The sequence below is a fragment of the Pseudomonas argentinensis genome (assembly GCF_001839655.2).
Classification (GTDB): domain Bacteria; phylum Pseudomonadota; class Gammaproteobacteria; order Pseudomonadales; family Pseudomonadaceae; genus Aquipseudomonas; species Aquipseudomonas argentinensis_B.
The window spans coordinates 4,584,639-4,604,326 of the sequence record NZ_CP056087.1 but is presented as its reverse complement, the minus strand read 5'-3'; the positions used below and the strand labels follow the sequence as shown (position 1 = coordinate 4,604,326).

General features: G+C 65.5%; 18 protein-coding genes. 6 read left to right on the top strand and 12 right to left on the bottom strand.

The annotated features are described in order from the left end of the window. Nucleotides 1–3: 3 nt before the first annotated feature. Nucleotides 4–180, bottom strand: a complete 177-nt coding sequence (locus SA190iCDA_RS20810) for a hypothetical protein (protein ID WP_042556252.1) — start codon at nucleotides 178–180, stop codon at nucleotides 4–6. Between the two features lie 268 nt (nucleotides 181–448). Between SA190iCDA_RS20810 and SA190iCDA_RS20805 the strand changes: the two genes are divergently transcribed. Both SA190iCDA_RS20805 and SA190iCDA_RS20800 read left to right on the top strand, forming a co-directional pair. Continuing rightward, on the top strand, nucleotides 449–2,929 hold the full coding sequence (locus SA190iCDA_RS20805; protein ID WP_070887607.1) for a circularly permuted type 2 ATP-grasp protein: 2,481 nt from the start codon (nucleotides 449–451) through the stop codon (nucleotides 2,927–2,929). Next, nucleotides 2,926–3,813 (top strand): transglutaminase family protein, encoded by an 888-nt coding sequence (locus tag SA190iCDA_RS20800; protein ID WP_070887606.1) that lies wholly within the window; start codon nucleotides 2,926–2,928, stop codon nucleotides 3,811–3,813. Before SA190iCDA_RS20805 ends, SA190iCDA_RS20800 begins: the two co-directional genes overlap by 4 nt. 77 nt (nucleotides 3,814–3,890) lie before the next feature. On the opposite strand, the gene SA190iCDA_RS20795 is transcribed toward SA190iCDA_RS20800, so the two are convergent. From SA190iCDA_RS20795 to SA190iCDA_RS20760, 8 genes are all read right to left on the bottom strand, one after another. After that, nucleotides 3,891–4,184 (bottom strand): hypothetical protein, encoded by a 294-nt coding sequence (locus tag SA190iCDA_RS20795; RefSeq protein ID WP_070887605.1) that lies wholly within the window; start codon nucleotides 4,182–4,184, stop codon nucleotides 3,891–3,893. 327 nt (nucleotides 4,185–4,511) lie between these two features. Continuing rightward, nucleotides 4,512–5,843: a DUF58 domain-containing protein gene (locus SA190iCDA_RS20790; RefSeq protein ID WP_070887604.1), complete on the bottom strand. Its 1,332-nt coding sequence runs from the start codon at nucleotides 5,841–5,843 to the stop codon at nucleotides 4,512–4,514. Between the two features lie 25 nt (nucleotides 5,844–5,868). Then, a complete protein-coding gene (locus tag SA190iCDA_RS20785) occupies nucleotides 5,869–6,918 on the bottom strand; it encodes an AAA family ATPase (protein WP_070887603.1) in 1,050 nt (349 codons plus the stop codon). Beyond that, the gene (locus SA190iCDA_RS20780; protein WP_070887602.1) at nucleotides 6,915–8,141 is read right to left on the bottom strand and encodes a DUF4350 domain-containing protein; all 1,227 of its coding nucleotides are present in this window, start codon (nucleotides 8,139–8,141) and stop codon (nucleotides 6,915–6,917) included. The genes SA190iCDA_RS20785 and SA190iCDA_RS20780 overlap by 4 nt, the downstream gene beginning before the upstream one ends. Beyond that, nucleotides 8,138–9,700, bottom strand: coding sequence for a DUF4129 domain-containing protein (locus SA190iCDA_RS20775; RefSeq protein WP_070887601.1), 1,563 nt, complete (start codon nucleotides 9,698–9,700; stop codon nucleotides 8,138–8,140). Before SA190iCDA_RS20775 ends, SA190iCDA_RS20780 begins: the two co-directional genes overlap by 4 nt. Continuing rightward, entirely contained in the window at nucleotides 9,687–10,667 is a 981-nt protein-coding gene (locus SA190iCDA_RS20770; RefSeq protein WP_070887688.1) for a stage II sporulation protein M, read from the bottom strand. Before SA190iCDA_RS20770 ends, SA190iCDA_RS20775 begins: the two co-directional genes overlap by 14 nt. Next, complete coding sequence (locus tag SA190iCDA_RS20765) at nucleotides 10,664–11,389, bottom strand: RDD family protein (protein ID WP_070887600.1); 726 nt, start codon at nucleotides 11,387–11,389, stop codon at nucleotides 10,664–10,666. Before SA190iCDA_RS20765 ends, SA190iCDA_RS20770 begins: the two co-directional genes overlap by 4 nt. A gap of 90 nt (nucleotides 11,390–11,479) precedes the next feature. Continuing rightward, nucleotides 11,480–12,235 (bottom strand): hypothetical protein, encoded by a 756-nt coding sequence (locus tag SA190iCDA_RS20760; RefSeq protein WP_070887599.1) that lies wholly within the window; start codon nucleotides 12,233–12,235, stop codon nucleotides 11,480–11,482. Nucleotides 12,236–12,424: 189 nt separating this feature from the next. Between SA190iCDA_RS20760 and sbcB the strand changes: the two genes are divergently transcribed. Continuing rightward, complete coding sequence (gene sbcB, locus SA190iCDA_RS20755; protein ID WP_070887598.1) at nucleotides 12,425–13,870, top strand: exodeoxyribonuclease I; 1,446 nt, start codon at nucleotides 12,425–12,427, stop codon at nucleotides 13,868–13,870. Between the two features lie 131 nt (nucleotides 13,871–14,001). Here the strand turns inward: sbcB and mvaT are convergent, their stop codons facing one another. Next, complete coding sequence (mvaT, locus tag SA190iCDA_RS20750; RefSeq protein ID WP_070887597.1) at nucleotides 14,002–14,385, bottom strand: histone-like nucleoid-structuring protein MvaT; 384 nt, start codon at nucleotides 14,383–14,385, stop codon at nucleotides 14,002–14,004. A gap of 347 nt (nucleotides 14,386–14,732) precedes the next feature. On the opposite strand from mvaT, the gene purU reads away from it, so the two are divergent. Further along, on the top strand, nucleotides 14,733–15,584 hold the full coding sequence (purU, locus tag SA190iCDA_RS20745) for a formyltetrahydrofolate deformylase (protein WP_070887596.1): 852 nt from the start codon (nucleotides 14,733–14,735) through the stop codon (nucleotides 15,582–15,584). A gap of 24 nt (nucleotides 15,585–15,608) precedes the next feature. Further along, complete coding sequence (locus SA190iCDA_RS20740; protein ID WP_170833982.1) at nucleotides 15,609–15,776, top strand: hypothetical protein; 168 nt, start codon at nucleotides 15,609–15,611, stop codon at nucleotides 15,774–15,776. Between the two features lie 46 nt (nucleotides 15,777–15,822). Here SA190iCDA_RS20740 and SA190iCDA_RS20735 read toward each other — a convergent pair whose 3' ends face one another. After that, on the bottom strand, nucleotides 15,823–17,718 hold the full coding sequence (locus SA190iCDA_RS20735) for a methyl-accepting chemotaxis protein (protein ID WP_070887595.1): 1,896 nt from the start codon (nucleotides 17,716–17,718) through the stop codon (nucleotides 15,823–15,825). A gap of 158 nt (nucleotides 17,719–17,876) precedes the next feature. Between SA190iCDA_RS20735 and SA190iCDA_RS20730 the strand changes: the two genes are divergently transcribed. Continuing rightward, nucleotides 17,877–19,361, top strand: coding sequence for a helicase HerA-like domain-containing protein (locus SA190iCDA_RS20730; protein ID WP_070887594.1), 1,485 nt, complete (start codon nucleotides 17,877–17,879; stop codon nucleotides 19,359–19,361). 45 nt (nucleotides 19,362–19,406) lie between these two features. On the opposite strand, the gene SA190iCDA_RS20725 is transcribed toward SA190iCDA_RS20730, so the two are convergent. After that, nucleotides 19,407–19,625, bottom strand: coding sequence for a hypothetical protein (locus tag SA190iCDA_RS20725; RefSeq protein ID WP_027906000.1), 219 nt, complete (start codon nucleotides 19,623–19,625; stop codon nucleotides 19,407–19,409). Between the last annotated feature and the right edge of the window lie 63 nt (nucleotides 19,626–19,688).

The window sequence follows — 19,688 nt, the reverse complement described above, 5'->3', positions numbered from 1 at the left end:
GGTTCAGAGCTCATCGGCATCGCGCTGGCTCTGCAGGATGAAGGTCACCACGATCAGGATCAGCCACAGCATGTAGGGGCGGTACCAGGCGCCGTTGGGGTCGATCCACCAGTCCATGATGGCAGGCGAGAACAGGTAGATACCGACTACCAGAATCAGAACCAATCGATAGATATACATGCCGCGTCTCGCTACTGGGTGTGCCGATGGTAACGGAAGCGCGAGGCGCTGGCTAAGGGGCGTTGTCCGGCCCGTTCGCCCGTGCCGTCGTCGCCTCGGCAAACCCGTGACTGGCGCACATCTTGCTGGCTGATCGCGCCTGGCAGCTGGGCAGCGCCTGGTCCAGGTGGCATTCTTGACCATCTGCAGCCCCCTGGCGGGTGGCAGCAGCTACGCTTTCACGGCGCGCGGCAACGCAGCGCCATCGACGGACTCCTCTGGGACATACATGCCTGACTTGCTTGCCGGTTACCTGCCTGACGAGGCGGCCTACGACGAGTTGCTCGACCGCCAGGGGCAGGTGCGTGGGCACTGGCGGCCGCTGCTGGGCCAGCTGCGGCGCAGCACGCCCGGGCAGTTGCAGCAGCGCCAGGCCATGGTCTCCCGGCAGATCCAGGCCAACGGCGTCACCTACAACGTCTACGCCGATCCCGACGGTGCCGACCGGCCCTGGGAGCTGGATCTGCTGCCCAATTTACTGCCCGCGGCCGAATGGCAGTCCATCGCCGCGGGCGTGGCGCAGCGCGCCGGCCTGCTCGACAAGGTGCTGGCCGACCTTTACGGCCCGCAGCAACTGCCGGCCGAGGGGCTGCTGCCGCCGGAGCTGGTGTTCGGACACGAGAGCTTCCTGTGGCCATGCCAGGGCGTACAGCCGCCCGGCAGCACCTATTTGCACCTGTACGCCGTGGACCTGGCCCGCTCGGCGGACGGCCGGTGGCAGGTGATCGCCGATCGCACCCAGGCGCCGGCCGGTGTCGGCTTCGCCCTGGAGAACCGGCAGATCATCTCGCGGGCCTTTCCCGAGCTGTACCGCGACCTTGGCGTGCAGCACCTGGCCGGTTTCTTCCGCACCCTGCAGGACACCCTGACCAGCCAGGCGCCGGCCGGCAACGACACGCCGCTGGTAGTGGTGCTGACCGCCGGGCGCTTCAACGAGAGCTATTTCGAGCACCTGTACCTGGCGCGCCAGCTCGGCTACCCGCTGGTGGAAGGCAGCGACCTGACCGTGCGCGATGCCACGCTCTACCTCAAGACCCTCGCCGGGCTGCAGCGGGTGCATGCGGTGCTGCGCCGCCTGGATGACGATTTCTGCGATCCCTTGGAGCTGCGCAGCGATTCGGCGCTCGGCGTGCCCGGGCTGCTGGAGGTGGTGCGCCAGGGCAGGGTGCTGATGGCCAACGCCCTGGGCAGTGGCCTGCTGGAAGCGCCGGGACTGAGCGGATTCCTGCCGGCGATCAGCGAGCGCCTGCTCGGCGAGCCGCTGCTGTTGCCCGGCATCACCAGTGCCTGGTGCGGGGAGGCGCCGGTACTGGCGCAGGTGCTTGGAGACCTGCCGAACTGGCTGATTCGCCCCTGTGCAGCGGCGCAACCTGTTATCGCGGGGCAGGCGGGCGATCTGGAGGCGCAGCAACTGGCGAATCACCTGCGCCAACACCCCGAGGCCTATGTGGCCCAGGCGCCCGTGCAGCTGTCCCGGGCGCCGGTGTGGCTCGGCGAACAGGGCATGCAGCCGCGCGCCATCGGCATGCGCGTGTTCGCCGTGGCCAGCGGCGACGGTTACCGGGTGATGCCCGGCGGCTTGACCCGGGTGGCCGTGGCCAGCGATGGCGAGGTGATGTCCATGCAGCGCGGTGGCGTCAGCAAGGACACCTGGGTGCTGGGCGAACGCCAGGCGCCCGGTGAGCATTGGCAGGGCACGCGCGCCCTGGGCGCTGCCGATCTGGTGCGCAGCGACCCCTACCTGCCCTCGCGGGTGGTGGAAAACCTGTTCTGGTTCGGGCGCTACAGCGAGCGCTGCGAGGACAACGCGCGGCTGCTGCGCATCATGCTGGCCCGCTACGTCGATGACGATGACGACCCGCGGGCGCTGCAGGCCATGTTCGCGCTCGCCGAGACACTCGGCACCTTGCCCGATGAGGCCCACGGCACCCTGGAGACGCGTTTGCGCGAAGCGCTGCTCGGCAGCGAGTGGCCCGCCAGCGTGCGCGTCAACCTGCAGCGCCTGCAATGGACGGCCGGCAGCGTGCGCGGCAAGCTGTCCCAGGCCAACTGGCAGGCCATGGTGGAGCTGCAGCGCGACCTGCAGCGCCTGGAAGGGCGTGAGGGTGACCTCGGGCAACTGCTGGATGTGCTCAACCGGCTGATGATCTCCCTGGCCGCGCTGTCCGGTTTCGCCCTCGACGACATGACCCGCGACGATGGCTGGCGCTTTTTGATGATCGGCCGCTGCATCGAGCGGCTGCAGTTTCTCTGCGACAGCATCGGCGGCTTCCTGCGTATCGGCGCCAGTGACGACGCCGCGGCGCTGGACTGGCTGCTGGAACTGGGCAACAGCTCGATCACCTATCGCACCCGCTACATGGCCAGCGCCCAGCTGATTCCGGTGCTCGACCTGCTGCTGCTCGACGAGCGCAACCCCCATGCCGTGCTGTACCAGCTGCGCCTGCTGTTGCGCGCCCTGAAACGCCTGGCCGAGCGCTTCGATATGCCAGGCAGCCCTGGCCTGGCGCAGCTCGAACGACGCTTGAGCGCCTTCGATCTGCACAGCCTGGAAAACCCCTTGTTCGGTGCCGGCGGCATTCGCGCCGTGCTCGAAGGGCTGGCCGGGCTGCTCGATGCCATCGGCCAGGCCGCCGGCACCGTCTCCGAGCAGCTGAGCCTGCGTTTCTTCGCCCATGTGGCCGCCAGCCAGGGAACCCAGTCGTCATGAGCCGGCGTTACCAGGTGCTGCACGACACCCATTACCGCTACGCGGCGCCGGTTTCCCTGGCTCAGCAACTGGCGCACCTGGGGCCGCGCGACTGCATCTGGCAGCGCTGCCTGGCGCAGAATCTGCTGGTCAGCCCGCCACCCTGTCGGCGCCTGGATGGTCGCGACGTGTTCGGCAATCCGCTGACCCGGCTGGCCTTCGAGCGGCCCCATGATGCCCTGCACGTACGCGCACAGCTGACGGTCGAAGTGCTGCCGCGCCGCCCGGTCGACCTGCCAGGCTCGCCGCCCTGGACCGCCGTGCGCCAGGCCCTGCGCTACCAGCGGCGCGCCTGGCCAGCCGAAGCCCTGGAGGCCGTGCGCTATCGATTCGCTTCACCCTACGTGGGCCTGGAGCCGGCCTTCGACGCTTTCGCGGCCGACTGCTTCCCTCCCCAGCGGCCATTGCTGGAAGCGGTGCAGGGGCTGATGCAGAAGATTCACGACGAATTCGCCTTCGATGCGGGCGCTACCCTGGTGGCCACACCGCTGTTGACGGTGCTCGAACAGCGGCGCGGGGTGTGCCAGGACTTCGCCCACCTGATGCTGGCCTGCCTGCGTTCCCGGGGGCTGGCCGCCCGCTACGTCAGCGGCTACCTGCTGACCCAGCCGCCGCCGGGTCAGGCGCGGCTGGTGGGGGCCGATGCCTCCCATGCCTGGGTGTCGGTGTACTGCCCGCACAACGGCTGGGTGGACTTCGACCCGACCAACAACCTGTTGCCGGCGCTGGAGCACGTCACCCTGGCCTGGGGACGTGATTTCGGTGATGTCTCACCCCTGCGCGGGGTGATTCTCGGCGGCGGCCATCACGACCCGGACGTGCAGGTGACGGTCACGCCGCTGTAGGGCCTGTTAACGCTACCGCGCAAGCCGAAGGGCTCCGGCGCGGTCGTGCGGAAGGGTTAACAGGCCCCTAGCCCTGCTCAGCCTGCGATCACCCGGATTACGGCGATCAGCTGGAAGGCGCAGAAGAAACCCAGGGCGATGCGCAGTGGCTTGGAGAGGTTGGCGCCGAGGCTGTCACGCAGCGGCTGCAGCATGAAGCGCGGGGTCAGGGCCAAGCCGATCACCAGCGATACCACGGCGAACATCGAGAAGAACTCGCTGCTCATCGGCGGTACGCCCGAGGCGAAACCGTACAGCAGGCAACCAATGGCCACGGCGAAGAAGGCCGCGGAAATCAGGCGCTCCTTGGGTGTCCAGGACGAAAAGTTCACGGGCGTAGGCTCCACGGGCATAAACGATGGAGCGCAGTATAGGGAATGGCGTGCGTGTGGGCAGCCGCCGGTAACAAAGTAACGGCAGCCGGGCGAACGGCGCGCTCGGTCCAAGAGCCTGTTCACGATCTATCGGCCCCACCTTCAGCGTTTTGACTGCAATGTGGCGGAAACAGCCGCAAGCTGCAAGCCCCAAGCTACAGGTTAGAAGCAGTCCGCAGTGCTCTAGCTTGTTCTTGCAGCTTGAGGCTTGCGGCTTGAAGTTCAATGTCCGCTTCTGCCTTTTTGCAGTCTCTTTAATGTCGCCTAAAAGACTGTGAACAGGTCCTAGAGTACGCCGGCTTTCTTCCAGGCCAGGTAGCGGTTGACCAGTTCCGGGCCCAGCTCGCCGGGGCGGGCGTCGAGCACGGGTACGTTATGGGCTGCCAGGCGCTCGTGCAGGGTATTGCGCGCGTTGAGGTAATCCACGGCACCGCAGTAGTTCAAGGCGGACTCGTAGTCGTTGACCTGGGTGTGCCGAAGGTGGTCGAGCACATCTTCACGCAGGCTGGCGATCAGTACGCGGTGACGGCGCTCGAGGCGCTTCACGGCGCTGAGCAGATCCTCGTCGTCCTCGTCGCGCAGGTTGCTGATCAGCACCACCAGGGCGCGCCGGCTCTGGCGCTTGAGCAGGGCCTCCACCGCATTGCTGTAGTCGGCGGGGCGCTGGCTGCTCTGCAGGTCATACACGGCGTTGAGCAACACGTTGACCTGGGCCTGGCCCTTGACCGGCGGCAGGTAGCGGCGCTGCTCGCTGGCAAAGGTCATCAGCCCCACCGCGTCGCCCTGGCGCAGGGCGACGTAGCCCAGCAGCAGGCTGGCGTTGAGAGCATGGTCGAAGTGCGACAGCTCGCCGTCCTGGCTGCGCATGCGCCGGCCACAGTCGAGCAGAAAGAGGATTTGCTGGTCGCGCTCGTCCTGGTACTCGCGGGCGATCGGCGTGCGCTTGCGGGCGGTGGCTTTCCAGTCGATCTGCCGTAGCGTGTCGCCATCGCGGAATTCGCGCAGCTGATGAAACGCCTGGCCCAGGCCACGGCGCTGGCGCTGGCGCACGCCCAGCTGGCTGATCCAGTCGTCCACGGCCATCAGCTGGGCGCCGTACAGGCGGGCGAAGTCCGGATAGACCCGGGTTTCGTCGCGCAGCTCGAGGGTGCGGCGCGCTTGCCACAGGCGCAGCGGGCTCGGCAGGCTGACTTCACAGCGCGGCAGCACGAAGTGGCCGCGCACCAGCGGGCGCACCCGGTAGGTAAAGGTGGTGTGCTCGCCGGGGCGCAGCTCGACCTGCTGCGGCATGTGCTCCACGGCCATGTCCTGGGGCGTGTGGTCGAACACCCCGATGTGCAGGCCGTTCTTGTAGGCATGTTCGGCGCTCAGGCGCACCTCGCTCCAGCGGCCGAGGGGCAGATTGCCCGGCAGTTGCCGGTGCAGGCGCGGCGAGGGCAGGCGACGCAGGCGCAGTGCGTCGACCAGGGCTGCCAGGGTGAGCAGCAGCAGGGCGCCCCACCAGAGGATGACGAGCCGCTCGGGCACGGCCACCGACAGCGCGTCCAGCGCGCCGAGCACGATGGCGACCACGAGCAAGCCGGCCAGCAGGCGCAACAGGGTGGAGGAGGGCTTCATGCCGCTTTATCCCGGTTCGAGTCGGTCATAGACGGGGCGCAGGCACCTGGTCGAGCAGTTGCAGCAGAACCTGGTCGACCGACAGCCCTTCGATGTCCAGCTCCGGCGACAGGCGCACGCGATGGCGCAGCACGGCCAGGGCGCAGCCCTTGATGTCATCGGGCAGCACGAAGTCGCCGCCGCGCAGCAGGGCGCGGGCACGGGCGCCGCGCACCAGGGCGATGGACGCGCGCGGACCGGCACCGATGGCCAGGCCGGGCCAGCTGCGGGTGGCGCGGGCCAGGCGCACGGCGTAGTCGAGCACCTGGTCGTCGAGCGGCAGGTCGCTGGCGATCTTCTGCATGATCAACACGTCCTTGGCCTGCAGCAGGGTGCGCAGCGGGGTGACCTCGAGCATGTCGGCCTTCGGCGAGCGGGTGACCTGACGGACCATGTTCAGCTCTTCGTCCTGCTCGGGGTAATCCATGTGCAGCTTGAGCATGAAGCGGTCAAGCTCGGCTTCCGGCAGCGGGTAGGTGCCTTCCTGCTCGATGGGGTTCTGGGTGGCCAGCACCATGAACGGCAGCGGCACCGCCAGCGGGCGACCTTCCTGGGTCACCTGGCGCTCCTGCATGACTTCCAGCAGGGCGGCCTGGGTCTTGGCCGGCGCGCGGTTGATCTCGTCGGCGAGCAGCAGGTTGGTGAAGATCGGCCCCTTGCGCAGCTTGAACTGCTCGCTCTGCAGGTCGTACACGGCGTGGCCGGTGATGTCACTGGGCATCAGGTCAGGGGTGAACTGGATGCGCGCGAACTCGCCGCCAAAGCAGCGGGCCAGGGCGCGCACCAGCAGGGTCTTGCCCAGGCCGGGCACGCCTTCGAGCAGCACATGGCCACCGGCGATCAAGGCGGTGAGCACGTCGTCGATCACCGCGCTCTGGCCGATCACCGCCTTCTGCAATTCCTGGCGCAGGCCCTGGGCCAGCTGGCTGGCGCGCTGGCGCTGCTGGGCGATGTTGCTGGCCGCCGGGGCGGCTGCCGGCGCAGTGGCCTCTTCGCTGATCGGACTGCTCGGCTGGTCGGGGGTATGTTCGCTCATAACGCATTCCTGAGTGTTTGCAGGTGGGCGACCTGGCGGGTGAAGTCGCTGGCGGACAGGCGTTTCTGGCCCAGTGGGCGCATGGCCTGGCTGATGACTGTTGAAGGCTGACGGCTGAGGCGGCCGAGTATCTGCCACTGGTCGGCCACGGCGAGGCGTTCGAAACCGGGGTGGCGACGGCGGGCGCGGCGCAGGATGTCCTGCTGCAGGTTGCTAAGCAGGCGCTGCTGGCCGCCATGGCGCAGCAGGAAATCGGCTCCGGCGCGCAGGTGTTCCTGCAACTGCCGGCGGCTGGCCGGTTGCGGCTGCAGCAGCGGCCCGTGGCGCTGGCCGACGTGCCACAGGGTCAACACCAGGAGCAGGCCGAGGGCCAGCAGCGCAGGTGCGAAATGACGCTGCAGCAGGGTCAGCAGGCCATCGCGGTCGGCGTTGTAGACCAGGGTCACGGCGCTGTCCTGGCTGAGGTACCAGAGCAGCCAGGCGTTGTCGTAATCGCCCAGGTTGGCGTTCTGCCAGATCCAGGCGTCGGTGACGATGCTGATCAGCCCGTCGCCGTGGTAGATCTGCAGCAGGTGCGTGGCCTCACCGCTGTTGGCCCAGACATGGGCCAGGTTGTTGGCATCATAGAGGTGGAAGTCGGTATCGAAACCGATATAGGCCGGAGCCTGCTCGTTTTCCAGGTACAGCTTGGTCAGGTCCGGGTAGGCATCGGCCGGCTCCTCCGGATCTTCCTCGCTGGGCGACGCCGAGTCCTGCTCATCGGCGGCGCTGTCGCTTTCCTGCTCGGCTTCTTCCTCGTCGAGCTGCTCGACCGGATACTGCTGCACGTTCAGCGTGTCGAGCAGCCCGTCGCCGCTCTTGCCCTGTTCTTCGTCCCACATGCGCTCGGCGATGAACAGCAGATGGCCGCCACGGGCCGTCCATTCCAGCAGGCGCTCGTTCTGCCGGGGCGTGAGGTTGCTACGGTTGGCGAGCAGCAGCAGGGTATGGCCGCGGCTCGGCAGGCTGTCGAGGCCGCTGAGGTTGTCGGCGCGGGTCACCTCCAGGCCCTGCTTGCGCAGGAACTGTTCGGCGGCCAGGTAGGGATTGGCGCGTGCTTCGGGCGACGGCCCGTGGGTGACCACTTCCTCGTAGGATTCGGCGCGTTGCAGCAGATAGTTGCCGAGCAGACCGAGGGCCATTACCAGCAAGACGCCAAGGCCGAAGCGCAAGGTGCGGCTCATGGGCGGCCCCCTTGTTCGACCAGGCGTCGCCAGTCATTGCACAGTACCGGGCACAGCTCGGCCGGTGGCAGGCGATGGCCGTAGGCGAGGTTCTGCCAGTGGCCCGTCAGGGTCTGGCTGAAGTTGCTCAACTCCGGATCGTCCAGGCCGTCGACCAGAGGCAGCACCTCGGCTTCGGTGTGAGAACTCTTCAGGGGCAGCTTGTGGTCGTGAATCAGGCGGCTGAGCAGGGCACGGTAGAGCAGGCCCAGGGCGGCGCGGGGGTCTTGTTCCCAGAGGCGCTCGGCGCTGCTGGCCACGTCGTCCGGCAGGCTTTCCGGCACCACGTCCAGGCCGAACAGCTGGTCCGGGGATTGGTTCCTGTGCGGCAGCTTGAACCGGCCGCGGCCGACGAAGGTGCCCAGCCATTCACGGTAGCGCCACAGCACCAGGGCGATGACGCCGATCACCAGCGCCCACAGGGCGGCCTCGAAGAACAGGGCGAGGCCTTTCAGGGCACCCCAGTTCTCGATCATGTCGAGCAGTTTCTGCAGGTTCTCGGGCGGCTCGGGCTCCTCTTTCCTGGCCTCGTCGCCGAAGCGCCAGCGGGTCACCGTTTCGCGGTTCTCGAAAGGCGGCGCGTCGAGAATCTGCAGCGCTGCCTCCCGGGAGGCCTGGCTGGTCAGGGGCTGGGCCAGCAGGCGTGCTGCGTCCGGCCCATTGGGGTCTTCATTGGGCAGCGGGCAACTGGCAGGCGTGTCGGCGAAGGCCGGCGTTGGGGCCTGCAGCACCAGTACACCGACGCCCAGCAGCAAGGCATAGGCCACCCCGGTCAGGCGCTGGCGCAGGCGCCGGAAGGTCAGCTCGATGTCCCAGCCTTCCAGGGCGGTACGCCGGTTGAGGTAGAGGCTGAAGCCGCCGGCGACGTAGATCGGCCCCCAGAGAATCAGCAGCAGCGCGTAGCCGAGGTTGGACAGGTGCTCCAGCCACAGCCAGTCGCTGGTATCGCCATTGATCAGGCTCTGCCAGTCCCATTCGGTGGAGACCTGGGTCGGGATGAGCAGATAGACTAGGCTGCCGAGGCCGATCCACAGGGCGGTCTCCAGGTGCATGCCGACCACGGTCAGCCAGGTGGCAGCGCCGGCGTCGCGTTGCGCCAGCACGTTGAGGCGCTGGGTGCGCGCCTTGCCCTTGAGGCCTTCGAGCTGCAACACCGGCAAATCGAAACTGCGCGTCGGGCTCAGGCGGCGCCAGGTCAGGCTGGCCAGCAGTTGTGGCTTGAGCAGGCCGGGAAAGGCCTTCAGCGCCTGCTTGAGGGGCGGCGCGTCGCCGAACAGCGAGCGCGAAAGAATGTACAGCGGCAGCCGCTCGTAGGCCGGCTTCAGCCACCAGAACGCGAACATCGCCCAGGACGGGTATTGCCACAGCAGCGCACAGAGCACGGCGAACAGTGGCAGGGTAACCGCGGCCCAACTGGCCATCAGCAGGCGGCGATGCTGGCGGGCCATCAATACGCCGAGGTCGATGGCCTCCCAGGGGGTGCGCGGGCGAATCGCCACGCTGGCGTCAGTCAGGCGCATGGTGCCTCCTGCCAGCCAGGCCCAGATACGCCAGCACCAGCGCCCAGAGGCCCGCGCCGACCCAGTATTTCACCGCGGGCGTGGAGAAGGTCATGGATGACCAGTAGGCTTCGATAAAGGCCGCGATCAGCAGAAACAGCGCAGCGCCGCCGAGCAGCCGCACGGCGCGGATCGCCGCCAGACGCAGCGCTTCGCCGCGCGGCAGGCGGCCGGGGGCGAGCAGTGCCCAGCCGAGCTTGAGGCCCGCGGCACCGGCCAGGGCGATGGCGGTCAGCTCGAAGGCACCATGGCCAATCACGAACGACCAGAAGGTTTCGCTGTAGCCGAGTTGCGTGAGGTAGCCGGCCACCGCGCCGATCATCAGGCCGTTGAACAGCAGGAAGAACAGGCTGCCAACGCCGAACAGCAGGCCGCTGGCGAAGGTCTGAAAGGCGATGCCGATGTTGTTCATGATGTAGAAGCCGAACATCATCCAGTCGTCCCCCGAGTCGCGTTCGCCAAAGCGGCCCAGGCGCGTGGTGTCGGGGTCGTACATGCTCTCCATCTCGCTGACGCGGGCCGGATCCATGACGCTGTAGACCAGATCCGGAAACAGGTAGACGAGGCTGCCCATCAGCGCCAGGCTGCCGAAGAACAGCAGGCTGGCGATGCTCACCAGGCGCCACTCTTCACGCACCAGGCGCGGAAAACCTGCGAGCACGAAGCCGATCAGCTGTGGGCCGATGGCGCTGCGGTGGCGGTAGAACTGCTGGTGGCCGCGCAGGGCCAGGTGTTGCAGTTCCTCGATCAGGTGGTTGCTGTAGCCGCGCGCCCTGGCCAGTGCCAGGTGCTGGCAGAGGCGGCGGTACTCGGCGGCGAAGGTGCGGCTCTTTTCCGCGTCGCCGCCGCCGGCCTCGAGGCGCGTGAGCTGCTCGGCGAAGGCCTGCCACTGGGGCTGATGGCGGTTTTCGAAAACGCTCTGTTTCATGTCGGGCCCAACAAGCCGCGGGCAATACCGTTGATGCGTTGTTCCGCCTGGCTGGCGTCGACCTGCAGCGGCTCGGCGAGAATGCCCGCCAGTTCGGTACGGCGCGCGCTCGACAACCCTTCGCCGCGCTCGGCGAAGGCCAGGACCGCCCGTTGCTCGGCGAAATCCAGCACGAGGGGCGCGGGCAGCGCATCGGCCTCGGGCAGGTTGGGCCGTTCAATGGGGTGCTCGCGGTAGACCACCAGGGTGCCGGCGGCAATGTCGCCGAGGCGTTTGAAGGCGCGATTGCTCAGGCAGCTGATGATGCCCAGGGTATAGGCGAACGGCAGCAGGTCGACGAAACGCAGCAGGTTGCGGGTCAGCGACGCCGGCCAGCCGATCGGCGTGCCATCGTCATGCACCACGCGCAGGCCGAGCAGCTGCTTGCCCGGTGAGCGGCCCTGATTGAGCACCTCGAACAGCACCATGTACCACCAGGTGACCAGAAACAGCGCGATGGTCGCCAGGCCCATGCCCAGTTGGCCGAACAGGCCGAGTACCAGGTAGACGATAGCCAGGATGGCGCCGCGGATCAGCAGGTCGATGGTGAAGGCCAGGGCGCGCGGCACCAGCCCGGCAGGACGCAGCGCGAGGTCGATCCCTTCCGGGGTTTCCACCTGATAGCGCGTGTCCAGCACGGCCTGCTGGGATCGGGAAGAAGGGGAAACGGAGGAGGCTGGCATCGTCACGTCGTAAGGAGCAAAGCCCGATGCTAGCCAGCAGCGGGGCGGGAAGCAACCAGGCCGCACGGGCGCGACCTGGGCTGAACTTGCTTAACGTGCGACGGGCAGGACGCCGAAGATGGTGCGATACAGCACGCCCATGACCATCACGAACAGCGGAATGGTCCAGATCAGGCCGATGCCCAGTGGGATGGCGCTGACGATGACGATCAGGCCGAGCAGCAGGAACAGGCCGAACACCTTGAACCAGTGCTGGGTGATGGCCTTGCGCGAGGCTTCCATGGCCTGCCAGGGGGAGAGGCCACGCTCGACGATCAGGGGGATCGCCAGCATGTAGGCCACCGCCAGGTAGATGCCCGGGATCAGCAGCAGGATCATGCCGAGGTAGATCAGCACCATCATCAGCACGGCAGCGATCAGCAGCGGCACCAGGCTGCCGAAGTGGCTGAAGATCTCGTTGAAGCTGAACGGCTGACCGGCCGCACGGCGAATGCCGATCATGTTCAGGCCGGCGAAGAACGGGTAGCTCACCGCGGATGCGATGATGGTGGTCAGCAGCTGACCGATGATGATCAGGACCAGGCTGTCGCTGAACAGGCTGAAGATGCCCAGCACGGCTCCGACCACGAACGAGGCGACCAGGATCGCCACGTAGAAAATCAGGAAGCCGCCGATGATGATGCCCTTGGTGCCCTTGGTCAGTTGCCAGGCTTCGCTGAGCAGGCCGCCGATGGTGAAGTCGTAACCGCGGCTCAGGGCCTGTTCGACGCTCAGTGCCTGATCGCCAGTGGGCGCATCCTGCAATTGGCTGGTGGGAACGGCGTAGGGATTGGTAGCGTCACTCATGATTCTTCCTTGGCGAGCGGGATAAGATTGTTTCCTGATATTAATGGTGTTGCAAATAGTGAACAAGGGGTGGCTCACCGACTTTGTCTGCAGCCGTGAACGCCATCAAGCTTTTTCCCTACCCTGATGGTTTGTGGTCAGGGGACAACGAACCTAGACTGCGACGCTCATTCGCTACAGGAGTCCGCTGTGCCTTCCAGTCTGTTCTGGTACGACTACGAAACCACCGGTATCGACCCGCGCCGGGATCGCCCGCTGCAGGTCGCCGGGATCCGCACCGATGAGCAGCTCAACGAGATCGAGGCGCCGGTCAACCTGTACTGCCAGCCTAGCGACGATATCCTGCCCCATCCCGCGGCGTGCATGATCACTGGCATCGGGCCGGAGCGTCTGGCCCGTGAAGGCCTCGGTGAAGCCGAGTTCATGACCCGCGTGCACACCGAGCTGGCGCGGCCAGGTACCTGTGGCGTGGGGTACAACAGTCTGCGTTTCGATGACGAGGTGACGCGCTACAGCCTGTATCGCAATTTCTTCGACCCCTATGCCCGCGAGTGGCAGGGCGGCAATAGCCGCTGGGACCTGATCGACATGGTGCGCACCGCCTATGCGTTGCGCCCCGAAGGCATCCAGTGGCCCCGGGACGAGCAGGGCGTCAGCCTCAAGCTCGAGCGGCTCACCGCGGCCAACGGCATCGAGCATGGCCAGGCCCATGACGCGCTTTCCGATGTGCGGGCGACCATCGCCCTGGCGCGCCTGATCCGCGAGCGCCAACCCAAGCTTTATGACTACCTCTACGGGCTGCGCAACAAGCAGCAGGTGCTCGATCAGATCCGCCTGTTGCAGCCGCTGGTGCATGTATCCGGGCGTTTTTCCGGGGCGCGACATTACCTGGCGATCGTGTTACCCCTGGCCTGGCATCCGCGCAACCGCAATGCCCTGATCGTTTGCGACCTGCACCTCGACGCCACGCCCTTGCTTGACCAGGATGCCGACACCTTGCGCCGTCGCCTCTACACCCGTCGCGATGAGCTGGCTGAAGGCGAGCAGCCGGTGCCGCTCAAGCTCATACATATCAATCGCTGCCCGATGATCGCACCGCTGGGGGTATTACGCCCTGAAGATTGCCAGCGCCTGCAGTTGGACAAGGCCGAGTTCCAGGTCCGCGCCCAGCGGTTGGTCGATACGCAGCAACAATGGCGAGACAAATTGCCGCAGGTTTATGCGCAAGAAAGTTTCGCAGCGGTCATGGATCCAGAACAGCAGTTGTACGACGGCTTTATAGGTGACCGCGATCGGCGCTTGTGTGAACAGGTACGCAACAGCGATCCGGCGCAATTGGCGACGCACGCTTGGCCGTTCGATGATGCGCGTTTGCCCGAGTTGCTGTTTCGTTACCGGGCACGCAACTTTCCCGGTACGTTGAACAGCGAAGAGCAACTGCGCTGGCACAGCTTCTGCCGTCAGCGACTTACCCTGAGCGAGTTGGGTGCGCCGAATACGCTGGCGAGTTTCGAGGCGGACATGGCGGTTTATCTGACCGCGGCGACAGATAGTCAGCGCCTGCTATTGCAGGCCTGGATCGAGCACGCACATCAGTTGCGCCAGCGATATGGCCTACAACATGAAGAGCGATAAGCAAGAGTGCCACACGTTGTGTCAACTGGTGTGACCAATGAAATCTTTCTATTGCGGTGATTCGAAAAGGCACCCATAAAAAACGCCAGCGATGCTGGCGTTCTTCATGGACTCACCGCCCCGGTCGGGCATTAGTCCAGCAGGGTGGCCCAGCCTTCGACTACGTCTGCGCCCCACTTGGCTTTCCACTCTTTAAGGGTCTTGTGGTTGCCACCTTTGGTTTCGATGACTTCACCGGTGTTCGGGTTCTTGTACTGCTTAACCTTGCGTGCGCGTTTGCTGCCGGTGGCTGCTGCCTTACCTGCCGTGCGCGGTGCTTTGCCGGCCTTGGCCTCGGGATCGAGCAGGGCAATGATGTCGCGCAGCGACTTCTGATATTCACCCATCAGCGTGCGCAGCTTGCCTTCGAACTCCAGTTCCTTTTTCAGCTTGTCGTCTTGCGACAGGCTTTTCAGGCGCTCTTGCAGTTCTTTGATGTTTTCTTCGAGGCTGCGGTATTCGGTGATCAGCGACATATGTGTACCTTTAATGCAATGCGAGGGAGGGTGACCAAGTGTTGCTTATAGTAGACAGCGGCCGGTTTTAAGTAAACCGTTTTGTAGTAAACAGACGTATTTGAACAAAGAAAGTTACACCCCCGCCGGCAACAATTCAGTGCGTTTAATTTAATTACTACTTAAAAAATGGGTATTTAACCGGTTACGGTACCCAGGGAGGAATTTATTAAGCCAACTGCCGGTGCCTTGCTTTTCAGGCGCGGGGCCGCGCCCGCCGGATGGTCGATGGCGGCCGTCACGAGATACTGCAGTTTTTCGTTAGTCTGGCTAAAATGCGCGCCTTCGCTAATTCTCTGGAGTTGTTCATGCGCACTTTTCGGCTGGTAATCGCCTGCCCTGATCGTACCGGCATCGTCGCCAAGGTCAGTAACTTCCTGGCGACCTACAACGGCTGGATCACCGAAGCGAGCCACCATTCGGACACGCAGAGCGGCTGGTTTTTCATGCGCCATGAAATCCGCGCCGATTCGTTGCCCTTCGACCTGGACGGTTTCAACCAGGCGTTCTCGCCGATCGCCCGGGAATTCTCCATGGAGTGGCGCATCACCGATTCGGCACAGAAGAAACGCGTGGTGCTGATGGCCAGCCGCGAATCTCACTGCCTGGCCGACCTGCTGCACCGCTGGCACAGCAACGAGCTGGACTGCGACATTCCCTGCGTGATCTCCAACCACGACGACCTGCGCAGCATGGTCGAGTGGCATGGCATTCCGTTCATTCACGTGCCGGTGGACGCGCAGAACAAGCAGCCGGCGTTCGACGAAGTCGCGCGCCTGGTCGAAGAGCACCAGGCGGACGTCATCGTACTGGCGCGCTACATGCAGATCCTGCCGCCCAAATTGTGTCAGGACTATGCGCAGCGGGTGATCAATATCCACCACAGCTTCCTGCCCTCGTTCGTGGGCGCCAAGCCCTATCATCAGGCCTCGCTGCGCGGCGTCAAGCTGATCGGCGCGACCTCCCACTACGTGACCGAAGAGCTGGATGCCGGCCCGATCATCGAGCAGGACGTGGTGCGCGTCAGCCATCGCGAATCCATCGAAGAGATGGTGCGCCTGGGCAAGGACGTGGAAAAGATGGTGCTTTCCCGTGGTCTGCGCTATCACCTGGAAGACCGGGTGCTGGTGCACAACAACAAGACGGTGGTCTTCGACTGACCCCGGCCGAACAAGGGCTCTGCGATGGATGACGACGACACGCCACAACCCGGCGCCGCCAAGCCGCCACCCACGCTCGGCGAAGGGTGCGTGCGACGGTACGACCCTGATGCGTTGAGCGACGAGGACGGCACCGAGTTCGAGGGAGCCGAAGCCTTGTGGCAGCGCGAGCAGCAGAGCTCCGACAAATAGAGCTCCGTTACATGAAAAAGGGCGCCAGTGGCGCCCTTTTCGTTACTCAGATCCGGAAGCTGTCGACCAGGTGCTTGAGGCGCGCGGCCTGCTGCTCCAGATCCGCGCAGGCGCGCAAGGTGGCCTGCAGGTTTTCTACGCCTTCCTGGTTGAGGGTGTTGATCTCGGTGATGTCCATGTTCAGCGCCTCGATCACCGAGGTCTGCTCTTCGGTGGCGGTGGCCACCGATTGGTTCATGCCGTCGATCTCGCCGATGCGCAGGGTCACGCTGCCCAGGCGTTCGCCGGCCTGGTTGGCGACCTGCACGCTCTGTTCGCTGTAGAGCTGGCTTTCGGTCATGGTGGTGACCGATTCGCTGGAGCCGACCTGCAGCTCCTCGATCATCTTCTCGATCTCCTGGGCCGACTCCTGGGTGCGATGGGCCAGGTTGCGCACTTCATCGGCGACCACTGCGAAACCACGCCCCGCCTCGCCGGCACGGGCGGCCTCGATGGCCGCGTTGAGCGCCAGCAGGTTGGTCTGCTGGGAAATGCTCTTGATCACCTCGAGAATCTGGCCGATATCGGCGGTCTTGCCCGCGAGCATCTCGATCTTGCCGCGGGCGTCGACGACCTTGGCCGACAGGTCGGTCATGGCGTTGATCGCCTGCTGCACCACCTTGCCGCCGTCCTCGGCCTGCTGGCGAGCGTCGGAGGCCTGGCTGGAGGCGTCCGCGGCGTTGCGGGCGATTTCCTGGGCGGCGGCGCCCAGCTCGTTGATCGCTGCCGCCACGCTGTTGGTGCGGCTGGCCTGCTCGTCGGAGTTGAGGATCGAGGAGTTGGAGGCGTTGACCACCAGCTTGGCGACCTCGTTGACCTGGGCAGTGGCCGAGGACACTTCGCGGATCGAGGCGTGGATACGCTCGACGAAGCGGTTGAAGGAGCTGGCCAGGGCGCCGAACTCGTCCTGGGACTGAATGGCCAGGCGCTTGGTCAGGTCGCCCTCACCGCGGGCGATGTCTTCCATGGCCTTGCCCATGGTGGTCAGCGGTTGCATCAGCACGCGGATCAACACGCCGAGCAGGGCGATGATCAGCGCCACGGCGATCAAGGTGGCGATGGCGGCCGACAGGCGGAATTCATCCAGCGCCGCGTAGGCCAGGTTCTTGTCGATCGACAGGCCCACGTACCACTGCACGTCCGGCAGGCCCTTGACCGGCGCGAAGGTCAGCAGGCGTTCCTCGCCGCCCTGGCTGACTTCGGTGAGTTTGCTGTCCAGGCCGATGGGGGTGTTCGGGTAGAGGTCGCGCAGGTTCTTCATCACCAGCTCGCCCTGGGGGTGGACCAGCACCGTGCCGTCCTTGCTGACCAGGAACGCATAGCCCAGATCGCCCAGCTCGATGGCATTGATGATCTGCACCAGGGTATCGAGGCTGACGTCACCGCCGGTCATGCCGAATGGCTGGCCGTCCGGGCCGCGTACCGGGGCGATCGGCGAGATCACCAGGGAGTTGGTGATCTGGTCGACGTAGGGCGCGGTAAGGATGGTGCGATTTGCCTGGGCGGTGTCCTTGTACCAGGGGCGGGTGCGCGGATCGTAGCCGGCGGCCATCTGGGTGGGCGGGCTGGACAGGAAGCGGCCGTCGCTTTGCACGCCGATATAGGTGGAAAGGAAGGCGGATTTGTAGACCGGCCGGGAAATGACCTCCTGCAGGTTGCCGCCGGCAATGGCCAACTCCAGGTTCTGGGCCAGGCTTTCGACCAGCAGGATACGCCCGGACAGCCAGCTTTCGATATTGCCAGCGGCGGCGTTGCTGGCCTGGCTCAGGTTGCTCTGGAGCGATGCCTGAATGCTGCTACGCTGGCGGCTGTCGTTATAGAGGCTGAACAAGGCGAAGGCGACCGTAACCACCAGGGTGGCGGCCAGCAGGATCTTGTGGCTGAACTGCAGGTTTCTCGTCATGGGCATCTTGCGTCCGGTAGTCACTGGAACCAGTCTTGTAGGGCGTCGCCAGGTGGCGAGTGGGGCAGGGCAGACGATCGAGCCGAGGCTGAATCGGTCGCGACCTGGCGGGTATGTCGGCAGCGGATCCCTAAAGCTTTAATCCAGAGGACGGTGGTATGGCGTTGAATCAGCAATTCGTTCTGGGCGCTGGCAGCGAGGGCGACGTGATCAGCCAGTCGCTGCGTCTGGCCAACCGCCACGGCCTGATCGCCGGCGCCACGGGCACCGGCAAGACGGTCACCCTGCAGCGCCTGATCGAGAATTTCAGTGAGGCCGGCGTGGCGGTGTTCGCGGCAGACGTGAAGGGCGATCTGAGCGGGCTCGGCGCCGCCGGCGCGCCACAGGGCAAAGTGGCCGAGCGTATCGCCAGCATGCCCTGGCTGGCGCACAGCCCGACGGCCTATCCGCTCAGCCTGTGGGACGTGCACGGGCAGAGCGGCCATCCGCTGCGCACCACATTGAGCGAAATGGGGCCGCTGCTGCTCGGCGCCCTGCTGGAGCTCACCGATAGCCAGCAGGCGGCGCTGTATGCAGCGTTCAAGGTCGCCGACCGTGAAGGCTTGCTGCTGCTCGACCTCAAGGATCTGCAAGCGCTACTGACCCATCTGAAGGAACAGCCCGAGGTGTTGGGCGCCGACAGTGCCTTGTTCACCAGTACCTCGGCCCAGGCGCTGCTCAGGCGCCTGGCCAGCCTGGAGCAGCAGGGCGGCGAGGCGCTGTTCGGTGAGCCGGCGCTGCAGCTCGAAGACCTCCTGCAGCCGGATGGCGATGGCCGCGGGCGCATTCACCTGCTAGACGCCAGCCGCCTGGTGCACGAGGCGCCCAAGGTCTATGCGACCTTTCTACTCTGGCTGCTGGCCGAGCTGTTCGAGCAACTGCCCGAACGCGGCGATGCCGACAAACCGGTACTGGCGCTGTTCTTCGATGAGGCGCACCTGCTGTTCGCCGATACCCCGAAGGCGCTGCAGACGCGCCTGGAACAGGTGGTGCGGTTGATTCGCTCCAAGGGCGTGGGCGTGTATTTCGTCACCCAGTCGCCGGGCGATCTGCCGGATGATGTGTTGGCCCAGCTCGGCTTGCGCATCCAGCATGGGCTGCGCGCCTTCACCACCCGTGAGCAGAAAGCGTTGCGTGCGGTGGCTGACGGCTTCAGGCCCAACCCGGCGTTCGATTGCCTGGCGGTGCTCACCGAACTGGGGATCGGCGAGGCGCTGGTGGGCACGCTGGAGGAAAAGGGCACGCCGGCCATGGCGCAGCGTGTCGCCATCGCGCCGCCGCAATCACGCATCGGGCCGCTGTCCGCAAGTGAGCGCGCTGCGCTGATTCGCCAATCGCCCCTGGCGGGGCAATACGACAAACCCATCGACCGCGAATCGGCTTACGAGATTCTCACCGCGCGCGCGACCCAGGCGAGCGAACAGGTGCAGGCCGGCAAGCAGGCGCCCTCTACCGCCAGCGTGGCAGGCGAGTTTCTCGGCGGGCTGGCCAGCCAGGCAGTGAAAAGCGCCATGCGCCAGGTCGCCAATCAGCTTGGCCGGCAACTGGTTCGGGGTGTGTTGGGATCGTTGCTGGGGGGCAAGTCCGGCTCCAAGCGACGCTAAGCCTGGGCGGGGGCTGCTGCTCGCAGCCCGGAAGCCGTCAGCCCATCAGGCGCTTTCGGCTCTGGCCTCGGCCTTGCTGGACAGATCTTTTTCGATCTTCTCGATTTCTTTGTCGAAGGCCTGGTCGAGCAGGCTGGCCTTCTTGCGCCAAGGCTTGCGTTCCGGATCCGGTTGAGCGGCGTAGGTGATCACTTCACCGCCGTATACATCCTTGTAACGCTGCGCCTGGCGCTCGAGTTCGGCGCGCAGTTCGTCTTTCGTCACGATAGTACCCATGGTTTCCAATAGGGGGATGGGGCAACAACGTAAGACCGGGCGGTCTTACTG

What these genes read in the sequence shown, in the direction of transcription:
- SA190iCDA_RS20800 (WP_070887606.1), top strand. Translation starts at nt 2,926, where the DNA reads ATGAGCCGGCGTTACCAGGTGCTGCACGACACCCATTACCGCTACGCG.
- SA190iCDA_RS20805 (WP_070887607.1), top strand. Translation starts at nt 449, where the DNA reads ATGCCTGACTTGCTTGCCGGTTACCTGCCTGACGAGGCGGCCTACGAC.
- SA190iCDA_RS20735 (WP_070887595.1), bottom strand. Translation starts at nt 17,718, where the DNA reads ATGACGAGAAACCTGCAGTTCAGCCACAAGATCCTGCTGGCCGCCACC.
- SA190iCDA_RS20810 (WP_042556252.1), bottom strand. Translation starts at nt 180, where the DNA reads ATGTATATCTATCGATTGGTTCTGATTCTGGTAGTCGGTATCTACCTG.
- SA190iCDA_RS20785 (WP_070887603.1), bottom strand. Translation starts at nt 6,918, where the DNA reads ATGAGCGAACATACCCCCGACCAGCCGAGCAGTCCGATCAGCGAAGAG.
- SA190iCDA_RS20740 (WP_170833982.1), top strand. Translation starts at nt 15,609, where the DNA reads ATGGATGACGACGACACGCCACAACCCGGCGCCGCCAAGCCGCCACCC.
- purU (WP_070887596.1), top strand. Translation starts at nt 14,733, where the DNA reads ATGCGCACTTTTCGGCTGGTAATCGCCTGCCCTGATCGTACCGGCATC.
- SA190iCDA_RS20770 (WP_070887688.1), bottom strand. Translation starts at nt 10,667, where the DNA reads ATGAAACAGAGCGTTTTCGAAAACCGCCATCAGCCCCAGTGGCAGGCC.
- SA190iCDA_RS20730 (WP_070887594.1), top strand. Translation starts at nt 17,877, where the DNA reads ATGGCGTTGAATCAGCAATTCGTTCTGGGCGCTGGCAGCGAGGGCGAC.
- SA190iCDA_RS20780 (WP_070887602.1), bottom strand. Translation starts at nt 8,141, where the DNA reads ATGAGCCGCACCTTGCGCTTCGGCCTTGGCGTCTTGCTGGTAATGGCC.
- SA190iCDA_RS20760 (WP_070887599.1), bottom strand. Translation starts at nt 12,235, where the DNA reads ATGAGTGACGCTACCAATCCCTACGCCGTTCCCACCAGCCAATTGCAG.
- mvaT (WP_070887597.1), bottom strand. Translation starts at nt 14,385, where the DNA reads ATGTCGCTGATCACCGAATACCGCAGCCTCGAAGAAAACATCAAAGAA.
- SA190iCDA_RS20790 (WP_070887604.1), bottom strand. Translation starts at nt 5,843, where the DNA reads ATGAAGCCCTCCTCCACCCTGTTGCGCCTGCTGGCCGGCTTGCTCGTG.
- SA190iCDA_RS20775 (WP_070887601.1), bottom strand. Translation starts at nt 9,700, where the DNA reads ATGCGCCTGACTGACGCCAGCGTGGCGATTCGCCCGCGCACCCCCTGG.
- SA190iCDA_RS20765 (WP_070887600.1), bottom strand. Translation starts at nt 11,389, where the DNA reads ATGCCAGCCTCCTCCGTTTCCCCTTCTTCCCGATCCCAGCAGGCCGTG.